This is a genomic window from Acidovorax kalamii, assembly GCF_002245625.1.
GTDB lineage: Bacteria > Pseudomonadota > Gammaproteobacteria > Burkholderiales > Burkholderiaceae_C > Acidovorax > Acidovorax kalamii.
This window is the reverse complement of sequence record NZ_NOIG01000001.1, coordinates 231,102-243,375: the sequence shown is the minus strand read 5'-3', so window position 1 is coordinate 243,375 and position 12,274 is coordinate 231,102. Positions and strand designations below refer to the sequence as shown.

Genomic DNA, 12,274 nt, shown 5'->3' with positions numbered 1-12,274 from the left:
GATGGCGATGAAGCGCTTCTTTTCGGCCTGGCTGACGCGCTGGCGTCATTCGGCGCTCCTGCGCCGGCTGGGGGTGTTGACGTCGGGGACGGTCCTCGCGCAGGCAGTCCAGCTGCTCAACTTCGTTGCACTGGCCAAGCTCTATACCTTGACCGAGGTGGGCGTGTACAGCGTCTTCGCCGCCATCGTCGGAACCGTGGCGCCCGTGGCTCTGCTGGGCTACGACATGCTGATCCCCGGGAGGTCAGACGAAGATCTCGGCCCCTATCTCAAGGCCATGTTGCTGCTGCTGCTGCCGATGGCGGTGTTGCTGGGTCTGCTGGCCATGCTGCTGTCCTACGGCCATGCCCAGGCCGTCGGTCTGTGGGTGGCCGGGACGGTAATCCAGAGGCTGGCCGAGATGCACAACGTGCGTGCGAACCGTTTTCGCTGGATCAGCGTGGCCAGGCTGGCGCCGCCCTTCATGATGGCCCTGCTGCTGCTGGCGTTCGTCTGGCTGGACGTGCAGGGCATAGACCGCCTGATCGACTGGCAGGCCGGCCTCACACTGGTGCAGGGGCTGGCTTATGCCAGTCTGACACTTCCTCGCACCGTCCTGTTCACGCGGCACACGATGGCCATGATGGGCGCAACGCTGCGCAAGTCGGTCAATGCGCCGCTGTACCTGATGCCGTCCAATCTGCTGAATCTGGCAGCCTACAACCTGCCGGTTCTGGTGATTGGGCACTGGTTCGGCCCGGAGCTGGCGGCGCAGTATGCCTATGTATTGCGTTTTGGTTTCGGGCCCGTGGGGTTGATTGGTGGGACTTTGTACCAGGTTTTTTACGGTTTCTTAGCTGAAGCTGCACGCACAGGTAACGAGGCAATGTTTGCCCAGTTTCTGCGCGCGCGACGCCATATTGGTTTTGCGGCGTTGGCATCCGCCGTGTGTATTGCGCTGCTTTATCCCCTGGGCTTTCGCTACGTACTCGGGGAGAGCTGGATGACTGCAGGTTGGATATCCGTGATCTTTGCACCCCTATTTGCTGCGATGCTGTATCTGACATCGCAATCGGTGGCGCTGAATGTTTTCTCAAAGCAGAAGTACGAGCTCAAGTCACAAGCTCAGTATTTTGCAATTTCATTGCTGGCATTCGGGTTTGCTGTTCTATTCGGTAATGCTTGGCTTGGCTTCTTGTTGCTTTCATTGCTCGGTTGTTTGCGCTACATGCTCCTGCTGCGTGACATCAACAAGGTGCTTGTCGAGTGCAAGGTGATTGCGAGCTAGCATGTTGCGCGCGCTGAAATACATACTGGGTCATCGAGCCCGCCACGATATCCTTTCGCTTCTACAGCATCTGTCTAAGCCCGCGCCCGAAGTTCTGTTTGCTGCCGGTAGCCAAGTGGATCTGCAGTGGGTCATCCCGGCCTATGAGGCTGCGACGAAACGGGGGTTGCGCTGTGCCTTTGCCGGCCCAGGTCTGCGCGTTCCACAAGGGGCTGTCTACTACGACATCTCCATGCACGTGCTGCGCTTTTTCCGCGCGCCCTTGTTCGCGACGGCCACCACCGGACTGACGCCAGCGCGCATGCCCAGACGCAGTGCCCGCCGCGTGGCTGTGCTGCACTCCCTGGTCAGCATGCACATGGTGTATCCAGCGGGCACTTTCGATGGATACACCGATATTTTTTGTTGCGGTGAACATCATGTCGATGAGGTCAAGGCCATGAATCGCCATTACAACGTCACCGGGCGTCGACCTGTGCTGATCGGTTATGGCAAGTCAGAGCGCCTTGAAACCACCCGGCCTGCCGCCGCCGTTGTGCGTGGAGACGGTGGCCGGCATGTGCTGATCGGGCCGTCCTGGGGGCCAGGCAATATTCTCGAGACCATGGGTGCGGCGTTGATCGCGCGCCTGCTGGACGAGGGCTATCGCGTTACCTTGCGCCCGCACCCGTCCTTTTTCATCTTCGGCGATCAGCAGATCCGTCCCCTGGTGGAGTCCTTCCTGGCACATCCCGGTTTTTGTTTGGAGAGTTCGGTCGAGGAGAGTGCTGCTTTGTGGACGGCCGATCTGATGATTGCCGATTACTCCGGTTTTGCCATGGAATTCGCCTTCATGCGCGGCAAACCGGTGCTCTATGTAAACGTGCCGCCCAAGGTCCTGAATCCCGGCTGGCAGGCCCTTGGCCCGGTGCCGCTGGAACTGACGGTACGGGAGCACATCGGTGTGGTCGTTGCGCCTGAGGTGGACGCGGTGATCACCGGCCTTGTCGATTTGCAGGGCAATTCGGCGCGATGGCCAGGTGCAATTGAGCGGGTGCGCGAGCGCCACTGGGCGAATTTCGGCCACTTTGGCGAGGCTTGCGCCCAGGAGCTGGTGCGCATGCTGGGCGAAGTTCGGCAATGAGAGAATAGAAAACCTACAGCCCCAACGTCTATGACTTACCAGATCTGCACCCGCTGCATCATGGATACCAGTGATCCGAACATCGAGTTCGATGCTGCCGGTGTCTGCAACCACTGCCGCAATTTCGATCAGAACATGCTCCCGAACTGGCATCCGGATGCTTCGGGGCGACGCACGCTGGACGGGATCGTTGCGCAGATGAAGCGCGAAGGGCAGGGCAGGCCCTATGACTGTGCCATCGGCCTGAGTGGTGGTGTGGACAGCTCCTACCTTGCCTATGTGGCGCGCAAGGAGCTGGGGCTGCGTCTGCTGGCCGTGCACGTGGACGGCGGCTGGAATTCAGAGCTGGCGACCCGCAACATCGAGAACATCGTGCGCAAGCTCGACATCGATCTCCATACCTATGTCGTGGACTGGGAGGAAATGCAGGATCTCCAGCGTGCCTTCCTGCGCGCGGGTCTGGCCAATCAGGACGTGCCGCAGGACCACGCCTTCTTCGCGGCGTTGTACAGCAATGCTCAGTCCTACGGGCTGCGCTACGTTCTCAGCGGAGGCAATATCTCGACCGAGTCGGTCATGCCGACGGAGTGGGCCTACAACGCCATGGACCTGCGTCATCTGGAGGCCGTGCACAGCCGCTTCGGGAATGGGCGCCTGCGCTCATTCCCAAGGGTAAATTTCTTCCGCTACTACTTCTGGAATCGCTACGTCAAACGTATGTGCGTGGTGCGCCCCCTGAACTATCTGCCGTATGTGAAGGATGAGGCCATCGCAACGCTGGAGCGTGAACTGGGCTTCCAGTACTACGGAGGCAAGCATTTCGAGTCGCGGTTCACGAAGTGGCAGCAGCTTTTCTACCGGCCACGCAAGTTCGGCTACGACGAGCGCAGGGCCTACCTTTCCAGTCTGATACTTTCGGAGCAGTCCACGCGGGGAGAGGCTCTGGCTGCCCTGGCTGGTGATGTCGAAAACGAGCGCCAAGCCGAGAAGGACACAGAGTACATCCTGAAAAAACTCGCCATCAGCGAGGAGGAGTTCCGGCAGATCATGGATCAGCCTCCCAGGACCTTCCGTGACTATCCGTCCAACTACGCGCTGTTCAATCTGAAGACGGCAGCGCGTGACTGGCTGGCATCCCGCGGTATCGCGGTTCGCCCCAACTCCTGACGCCTATGTGCGGTATTGCGGGCGTTATCGGCCTGGAGGGCCAACCCATTGCGCGCGACATGCTTGCCGGCATGGTTGATCGTATCGCCCATCGCGGGCCGGATGGCGAGGGGCTGCTGCTGGAGGGTAATGTCGGTTTGGGGCACCGTCGGCTGGCCATCATCGATCTGACACCCGATGGGCATCAGCCGATGACGAACAGGAGAGGTGACCATACGGTTGTCTACAACGGCGAGATCTACAACCATGTCGAGTTGCGGCTTGAGCTGGAGCGTGCAGGGCACGTGTTTACGAGCCGATCGGATACGGAGGTTCTCCTCGCCGCCTATTCGCAATGGGGCGAGGATTGTGTTTCGCATTTCAATGGCATGTGGTCGTTTGCCATCCTGGACCGTCGGCGAAATCGGCTGTTCTGTTCGCGGGATCGCTTCGGGAAAAAGCCTTTCTACTACATTCGGACCAGCGGATACTTCGCCTTTGGATCGGAGATCCGGCAGCTGTTACCTTTCCTGACGAAGCGGCAGGCACATCGCGAAACGCTGTTGCAGTTCCTGGTCGGGGCAGTAGCCGAGCCTGTGGATCAGACTTTTTACGAGGGGGTCCGCAAGCTGCCTGGGGGGTACAACCTGACCCTGGATCTGGGCAGTCGCCAGTCCACCATTTCCCGATACCATGAATTGCGTCGCGATGCCTCCGTCGCCAGTCTGAGCCTGGGTGAAGCGGTGGAGCGTTTTTCGGATCTGCTCAAGGATGCGATCCGCGTCCGTTTGCGGGCGGATGTGCCGGTGGGGACCTGCTTGAGTGGGGGGCTGGACAGCTCCACGGTGGCTACGCTGGCGGCAGCGCAATATCACGCAGTTGCCGATGGCCCTTTCGCGGCGATCACGGCCGCGTCGGAACTGGCCGCAAATGACGAAACGGACTACGCGCGCCAGGTCGTCCAGCATAATCAGTTGCGCTGGCATCTGGTGCGACCGGAGTACCCTGATTTTGCGGGCTCACTGGATGATGTCCTTCGGGCCCAGGAAGAGCCGTTCCCATCCCCTTCCATCGTCATGCAGTACTTCGTCATGAAGACTGCGCGGCAACATGGCCTGACGGTGCTGCTGGACGGGCAGGGGGGGGATGAGACCCTGCTGGGCTATGAGCGCTATTTTGCTGCGCACTACCTGGCCGAAGCAAAGACCGGTGGCTGGCCGCATACCCTGCGTAGCGTGATTCGCAACAGCAGGAACAATGCCTTGATGGCGCCGTGGCGTGTCATGGCCTATTTTGCCTATTTCAATTCGGCGCGCTTGCGCTGGGGGATGTACCGTCATCGGAGCAGCTATCTGCGTGAACTGCCGGACATGCTATCCGGGCTCAAGGAGTATGAAGCGGCGGGCAAAAATGTCTTCGACCTGCAGAAGCTGGAGATCGAGAAGACTAACTTGCCGGCGCTGCTGCGATATGAAGACAAGAATGCCATGTGGCATGCCATCGAAACCCGTCTGCCCTTCCTGGACTATCGCCTTGTCGAATTCTCGCTGTCGCTGTCGGGTGACGCCAAGATTGCCGATGGGTGGACCAAATACGCGCTTCGCAAGGCCATGGCAGGCCGTATGCCCGATTCCATAGTCTGGCGGCGCAACAAGTTGGGGTTTGAGGCACCGACTTCCAAGTGGTTTACGCAGCATCGCCAGATCATGCGTGAATCAGTTCTGGGATCGCCCGTACTGGGTGAGCTGGGGCGTCCAGGGGCGTTGGCGCATCGATACGAGAACCTCAATCCGCTAACCCAGTGGCGGTTGTATATCGTGTCGGCGTGGGCGCGCACTTTTGATGTCGTCTTGGATTGAGCATAGGCTATGGTGATCATCGCAAACTACGGGGTCGGGAACCTTGCTTCGGTGTGCAACATGCTGCGTAAGGTCGGTGTAGAAGCTCGGGTGTCCGAAGGTCCGGCTGATATACGCATGGCCGATCGTGTGATCCTGCCAGGTGTGGGGCACTTCGACCATGGCATGAAGATGCTGAATGCGTCGGGGCTGAGAGAGGAGTTGGATGAGTTCGCGCTTGGCAGGAAGCGTCCGGTGCTGGGCATCTGTCTTGGCGCACAGATTCTTGGGCGCGGGAGCGAGGAGGGAGCAGTTCCTGGCCTGGGGTGGCTCGATATGGAGTGTCGGCGTTTCCCTGTGCATCCTGAACTGCGGGTGCCTCACATGGGGTGGTCGCAGGTCGAGATGCGCAGGACATCGCCCTTGTTCAAGTATGCTGAAGCGGATGCAAGGTACTATTTTGTGCACTCGTACCACATGCAGTGCATTGATGACGCTGATGTGGTTGGCGTGTCGGAGCATGGCATGACATTCACGAGTGCGGTTCAGCGGAGCAATGTATTCGGGGTCCAGTTTCACCCGGAAAAGTCATTGCGCCACGGCTTGGCCGTGATGCGAGCGTTTGCAGAGTTCACGCCAGATGAATAAGACGCGCGTTATTCCTGTGCTGCTCCTGCGCGGTACCGGACTGGTCAAGACAGCCAAGTTCAAGGATCCGAAATACATCGGAGACCCGATCAATGCCATCCGGATCTTCAATGAAAAGGAAGTTGATGAGTTGGTGTTCATTGACATCACGGCTTCTCCAGAGGGGCGTGCCCCCCAGTTTGACCTGCTCAAGGACATTGCAGGCGAAGCCTTCATGCCGATGGCATACGGCGGAGGCGTGTCTTCGCTCGACCAGATCAAGAAGATTTTTGGCCTGGGCTTCGAAAAAATCATCATCAATACGGCGGCCTATCGGAGGCTGGAATTGATTTCTGAAGCTGCCGCGATCTTTGGCTCTCAGAGCATCGTCGGAGCGATTGATGTGAAGTCAGGTTTATGGGGGGGGTATGAGCTTCGGTCCCAAGGAGGACGCAAGAAGGAGCCTGTCGGACTGGCCGAGCATCTCGCAGCGCTGGAGCGTGCCGGTGTTGGCGAGGTGCTGGTGAACTCTGTGGATCGAGATGGCACCATGTCCGGGTACGACCTCAAGCTGCTGAAACAGGTCCGGGCTTGCGTTAAGGTTCCGGTCGTTGCCTGTGGTGGTGCGGCCGGAGTCAACGATTTCGTGGCTGCCGTGGAAACGGGGCAGGCCGACGCCGTGGCTGCGGGGAGCATGTTTGTGTTTGTGGGGCCGCATCGTGCCGTGTTGATCAACTATCCTGAGCGAGCCGTACTCGCGCGGGTGCTCAAGTAATGGCGGGCTTGTCTCCGCGCCGCCATACGCGAATGCGCATGCTCAAGAGGTTTCAGGGTCCATGAAAATTGCGCACCTGACGTCAGCGCATCCGCGCAGTGACGTAAGAATATTTGTCAAGGAATGCCGCAGCTTGGCGCGGCACGGCCACGCCGTATCGCTGGTGGTGGCGGATGGGCGTGGAGATGAAGCCAGGGACGGGGTTGCCGTGATGGATGTCGGTCGATCGGAGGGGCGGGTCGAAAGGATATTAAAGGTGACTCGCAGGGTCTATCGGAAAGCAGTGGAGCTGGATGCAGACGTCTATCATCTGCACGACCCGGAGTTGCTCCCGGTCGGTCTGAAACTCAAGCGCCGGGGCAAGACAGTAGTGTTCGACGCGCACGAGGATGTGCCAAAGCAGATCCTTGGAAAGCACTATCTCTACCCGTGGGTTCGGCGCATTCTGTCCTGGGGTTTTGCACATTTCGAGCATTACGCATGCAGACGTTTCGACGGGGTCGTCACCGCCACGCCATATATTCGAGATAAGTTCCTGGCGATCAATCCGCGATCCGTCGATATCAACAATTTCCCGATGATCGGCGAGCTGGAAAATGCGGTGTCATGGCAGGACAAGGCAAACGAGGTCTGCTATGTCGGGAGCATCGCGCAGATTCGCGGGATCAAGGAGTTGGTGCGCGCGCTGGAATCCACGCAGACACCGACCCGCTTGAATCTGGTGGGCGGCTTTGCTGAGGCGCGAGTCGAAACCGAAGTCCGAACGTACCCGGGTTGGAGCAGGGTCCATGCCCTGGGTGTCCAGGATCGCCTGGGCGTGCGTGATGTGCTCGGGCGCTCTGTGGCTGGGTTGGTGACGCTGCATCCGGCCCCCAATTACTTGGATGCGCTGCCAATCAAGATGTTTGAGTACATGTCTGCTGGCATACCCGTCATTGCCTCTAACTTCGATTTGTGGCGGACAATTGTTCAGGAAAGCCAATGCGGTCTGTGCGTGGATCCTTTGAACCCGGCCGCGATCGCCTCTGCCATTGACTACCTGATAAATCATCGACAAGAGGCGGAGAAGATGGGGCGAAATGGACGGCAGGCCGTCCTGTCTCGTTACAACTGGGCTCGGGAAGAAATCAAGCTGATCGAGTTTTATGATCGGTTTCCGTCCGCTTGAGAGCGGGCTGCCCACTACATCTGTTGGATCAATCAAATGTGCGGAATTTTCGGGGTCATTTCATCTTCGCTGGTGAATGAGGATGAGCTGACTGTGCTGGTCAAGCACGCCCAGCAGCGGGGGCGCGACTCCAGCGGACTGGTGACCTTCCTCCACGGCGTTTACCATATCTACCGCGCCGATTACCCGATTACCCACCTACTCAAGGAAGTCCGGCAGCAGGCCAGTCATGTCGTGCTGGGGCACAGCCGGCTGGTCACCAACGGCCTGGGTGACAACCAGCCTATCGCGCGCGATGGCGTGGCCGTTCTGCACAACGGCATCGTCGTCAACGATGAAGCCCTCTGGGCCGAGATCGGCAAGGAGCGGACCCTACAGATCGACACCGAAATCATCGCTGGCATCGCGACCGCGCATTTGGACTCGGGCGGCGCTCTGGAGCAGCTGCCAGTGCGCATCCTGAGCCTGTGCCGCGGTATCGTGGCCTGCGCGCTCATCCTCCCACGCTTGGGCAAGCTTTGCCTGTTCTCGAACAACGGCAGTCTTTACGTTGGTCGCAAGGGTGATGCGACCTTCTTTGCTTCGGAGCGTTATCCACTGACCGCCATCGGCTGCGGCGAGATCGATCAGGTTCGTGAGGCGGTGTTTGTTGATATCCCCTCTTCGCAGGCAGCGCTGGACATCTCCGACCGCAAGGAACGCAAGACCGACCTGATCCCGGCTCTGTCACTGTCGGGAGCGGCAGAAGAGGAGAAACTGCTCAGCTACCGAAGGTATCAAGGTCGTCGCTGCACCAAGTGCCTGCTAACCGAGACTATGCCCTTCATCAACTTCGATGCTGACGGTGTCTGCAACTACTGTAGACACTACAAGCCGCGCAACAAGCCGCAGCCGAGGGAGGAACTGTTCAAGCTTGTCGAGTCCTATCGTCGCGTACACGGCGACGACTGCCTGGTGCCCTTCTCCGGCGGGCGCGACAGCTGCTTCGGTCTGCACCTGATCGTCAAGGAGCTGCAGATGAAGCCCATCACCTATACCTACGACTGGGGCATGGTGACGGACCTGGGGCGGCGCAACATCAGCCGCATGAGCGCCGAGCTGGGCGTCGAGAACATCATTGTCGCGGATGACATCACCAAGAAGCGCGAGTACATCGCCAAGAACCTGCGGGCTTGGCTCAAATCTCCGCACCTGGGCATGATCAGCATCCTGACGGCGGGCGACAAGCATTTCTTCCGGCATATCGAGACCATCAAGAAGCAGACCGGCATCAGCCTGAACCTGTGGGGCATCAACCCGCTGGAGGTCACGCATTTCAAGGCCGGTTTCCTGGGCGTGCCGCCCGACTTCGAGGAAAAGCGGGTCTACTCGCACGGCGTGATGAAGCAGCTGCGCTACCAGGGCCTGCGCCTGGGCGCCATGCTTCAGAGTCCCGGCTACTTCAACAGCTCCCTGTGGGACACGCTGTCGGGTGAGTACTACCGCAGTTTTACGAAGAAGACGGACTACTACCATATCTTCGATTACTGGCGCTGGGACGAGAAGCAGATCGACGACACGCTGGCCACTTACGACTGGGAGCGAGCACCCGACACCAAGACCACCTGGCGCATCGGCGACGGTACGGCTGCCTTCTACAACTACGTCTACTACACGGTCGCGGGCTTCACCGAGCACGATACCTTCCGCAGCAACCAGATTCGCGAGGGCGACCTGACGCGCGCCGAAGCCCTGGAGATGGTCGAAGAGGAGAACACGCCGCGCTATCCCAACATCAAGTGGTATCTGGACGCCGTGGGCGTGGACTTCAAGGAAGCGATCCAGGTCGTGAACGCCATCCCGAAGCTGTACTGAGCCGCCCGTGAAGCCCTGCATCTGGTACGTTTCCAAATACGTGGCGCCGCCGGCCAAGGTCGGTGCGGGCGGACGCGGCTATCTCATCATGCGTGAGTTTGCGCGTATGGGCTATCAGAGCGTGATCATCACCTCGGATTCCAACCAGCTTACCGAGGTGCCTGTGCTGGAGGAGCCCTATCTCTTCCAGGAGGTCGACGGCATGCGGCTGTGCTGGGTGCGGACCATGAAGTACACGGTGGCCAAGTCGCTGCGGCGCATTCTGAGCTGGCTGGACTTCGAGTGGCGGCTCTGGCGCCTGCCCAAGGACAGATTGCCCGCGCCCGACGTGGTGATCGTCTCCAGTCTGTCGTTGCTCACTATCCTCAATGGCTTTCTGCTGCGTCGGCGCTACAAGTGCCGTCTGGTGCTCGAAATCCGCGATATCTGGCCGCTGACCATCACGGAGGAGGGTGGTTTCAGCCGCTGGAATCCGCTGGTGCTGGGCCTGGGCTTCATCGAGAAGCTGGGCTACCGTCACGCGGATGCCATCGTGGGCACCATGCCCAACCTCGGCGAGCACGTGGCCGGTGCGCTGGGGCGGCCCAAGACCACCCACTGCATCCCCATGGCCGTCGACGAAGCGGCCCTGGGTCCGGGGGAGGCGCTGCCGGCCGACTACGTCGAGAAGTACATCCCCAAGGGCAAGTTCATCGTGGCGCATGCCGGCACCATAGGCATCACCAACGCGCTGGACACCATGCTCGACTGCGCCGAGGCCATGAAGGACGACCCCGGGGTCCACTTCCTCGTCGTCGGAGAGGGTGACCTGCGCGCGCACTACCAGCGCAAGTACGCGCACCTGAGCAACCTCACCTTCGCGCCGCGTGTACCCAAGCAGATGGTGCAGTCCGTGCTCTCGCACTGCGACCTGCTGTACTTCTCCGTGCACGTCTCGACGGTCTGGAAGTACGGACAGTCCCTGAACAAGGTGATCGACTACATGCTGGCCGGCAAGCCGGTTGTGGCCTCGTACACCGGCTTCCCCTCGATGATCAACGAGGCCGATTGCGGCACTTATGTGCCGGCCGGCGACGTGACGGCGCTGCGCCGTGAACTCCAGCGTTATGCAGCCATGGACGCCGCACAGCGCGAGGCCATCGGCCGGCGTGGCCGCGAATGGATCCTGGCGCATCGCCGCTACGAGACGCTGGCCAGGAACTACCTGGCCATCCTGTTCGGTCCGGCGGAAGCAGGGGCGGTGCGATGAAGCGCCTTTTTGACCTGCTGCTGTCGTTCGGGCTTCTGCTGGCTCTGGCCCTGCCCCTGCTGTTGCTGTGGGGCCTAGTGCGCTGCAAGCTCGGCAGCCCGGTGTTGTTCCGCCAGATCCGCCCCGGCCAGCACGGGCGGCCTTTCATGATGGTCAAGTTCCGCACCATGACGGACGAACGCGGCGCGGATGGCGAACTGTTGCCGGATGTTCAGCGCCTGACGTCCTTTGGCCGTTTCCTGCGAGCCAGCAGCCTGGACGAGTTGCCCGAGCTCTGGAATGTGTTGCGCGGTGAGATGAGCCTGGTGGGACCGCGGCCCCTGCTGATGGAGTATCTGCCGCTGTACTCGCCAGAGCAGGCGCGGCGCCATGAGGTGCGCCCGGGCATCACCGGCTGGGCCCAGGTGAATGGGCGCAACGCCCTCAGCTGGGAAGAGCGCTTCAAGCTTGACATCTGGTATGTCGACCACCGTTCGCTCTGGCTGGATCTGCGCATCCTCTGGCTCACGGTGCGCAAGGTCATCGTGCGCGAAGGCATCAGCGCGCAAGGCGAGGCCACCATGCCCCGCTTCACGGGGAATAAGCCATGAAACGTCTGGCCCTGCTCGGTGCCAGCGGCCACGGCAAGGTGGTCGCCGATGCAGCCCTGGCCGGCGGCTGGGGTGCCGTAGAGTTCTTTGACGATGCCTGGCCGCAGCGTCAGAGCAACGGCCCCTGGCCTGTGACGGGTGACAGCGCCGCGCTGCTGGCGCGGCTTCAGGAATTCCAGGGGGTGATCGTTTCCATAGGCGATTGCGCTGTGCGCTGGGCCAAGCACCAAACCCTGCAGGCCGCAGGCGCACCGCTGGTGACCGTGGTGCACCCCGCCGCCGTGGTGAGTCCTCATGCCGTGCTGGGCGCAGGCACCGTGTTGATGGCCGGCGCGGTTGTGAACATCGACGCCGTCGTGGGCCAGGCCGGCATCATCAACACAGGTGCTACGGTGGACCATGACTGCCGCCTGGGAGACGCCGTGCATATCTGTCCGGGCGCGCACCTTTCGGGTCATGTCCAGGTTGGACACGGCAGCTGGGTGGGTGTGGGAGCCGCCGTCAAGCAGGGCATGATCCTTGGCGAGCGTGTCATGGTGGGCGCAGGCGCTGTGGTGGTGCAGGCCGTGTCTGACGGGCTCACGGTCGTCGGTAACCCCGCCGTGCTTAAGGGCGCAGGCAAAACATGAGCGCAGAG

General features: G+C 60.6%; 11 protein-coding genes. All 11 read left to right on the top strand.

The window, feature by feature from the left end; genetic code table 11:
* The first annotated feature begins 7 nt into the window (after positions 1-7).
* Positions 8-1,267 (top strand): lipopolysaccharide biosynthesis protein, encoded by a 1,260-nt coding sequence (locus tag CBY09_RS01070; RefSeq protein ID WP_094285514.1) that lies wholly within the window; start codon positions 8-10, stop codon positions 1,265-1,267.
* A gap of 1 nt (position 1,268) precedes the next feature.
* The gene (locus CBY09_RS01065; RefSeq protein ID WP_094285513.1) at positions 1,269-2,390 is read left to right on the top strand and encodes a hypothetical protein; all 1,122 of its coding nucleotides are present in this window, start codon (positions 1,269-1,271) and stop codon (positions 2,388-2,390) included.
* A 30-nt stretch (positions 2,391-2,420) separates the two neighbouring features.
* Complete coding sequence (locus CBY09_RS01060) at positions 2,421-3,557, top strand: N-acetyl sugar amidotransferase (protein ID WP_094285512.1); 1,137 nt, start codon at positions 2,421-2,423, stop codon at positions 3,555-3,557.
* Between the two features lie 5 nt (positions 3,558-3,562).
* Positions 3,563-5,395 carry an asparagine synthase (glutamine-hydrolyzing) gene (gene asnB / locus CBY09_RS01055; protein WP_094285511.1) on the top strand — a complete coding sequence of 611 codons (1,833 nt, stop codon included), beginning with the start codon at positions 3,563-3,565 and terminating at the stop codon, positions 5,393-5,395.
* Positions 5,396-5,404: 9 nt separating this feature from the next.
* Positions 5,405-6,022, top strand: coding sequence for an imidazole glycerol phosphate synthase subunit HisH (gene hisH / locus CBY09_RS01050; RefSeq protein WP_094285510.1), 618 nt, complete (start codon positions 5,405-5,407; stop codon positions 6,020-6,022).
* Positions 6,015-6,776, top strand: coding sequence for an AglZ/HisF2 family acetamidino modification protein (locus tag CBY09_RS01045; protein WP_094285509.1), 762 nt, complete (start codon positions 6,015-6,017; stop codon positions 6,774-6,776). The genes hisH and CBY09_RS01045 overlap by 8 nt, the downstream gene beginning before the upstream one ends.
* Before the next feature lie 61 nt (positions 6,777-6,837).
* Positions 6,838-7,944 (top strand): glycosyltransferase family 4 protein, encoded by a 1,107-nt coding sequence (locus CBY09_RS01040; protein ID WP_094285508.1) that lies wholly within the window; start codon positions 6,838-6,840, stop codon positions 7,942-7,944.
* A 93-nt stretch (positions 7,945-8,037) separates the two neighbouring features.
* Complete coding sequence (locus CBY09_RS01035) at positions 8,038-9,798, top strand: glucosamine 6-phosphate synthetase (protein ID WP_240515528.1); 1,761 nt, start codon at positions 8,038-8,040, stop codon at positions 9,796-9,798.
* Between the two features lie 7 nt (positions 9,799-9,805).
* A complete protein-coding gene (locus tag CBY09_RS01030; protein WP_094285506.1) occupies positions 9,806-11,047 on the top strand; it encodes a glycosyltransferase family 4 protein in 1,242 nt (413 codons plus the stop codon).
* Entirely contained in the window at positions 11,044-11,637 is a 594-nt protein-coding gene (locus CBY09_RS01025; protein WP_094285505.1) for a sugar transferase, read from the top strand. The genes CBY09_RS01030 and CBY09_RS01025 overlap by 4 nt, the downstream gene beginning before the upstream one ends.
* On the top strand, positions 11,634-12,266 hold the full coding sequence (locus CBY09_RS01020) for an acetyltransferase (RefSeq protein WP_094285504.1): 633 nt from the start codon (positions 11,634-11,636) through the stop codon (positions 12,264-12,266). The genes CBY09_RS01025 and CBY09_RS01020 overlap by 4 nt, the downstream gene beginning before the upstream one ends.
* The last annotated feature ends 8 nt before the right edge of the window (positions 12,267-12,274 follow it).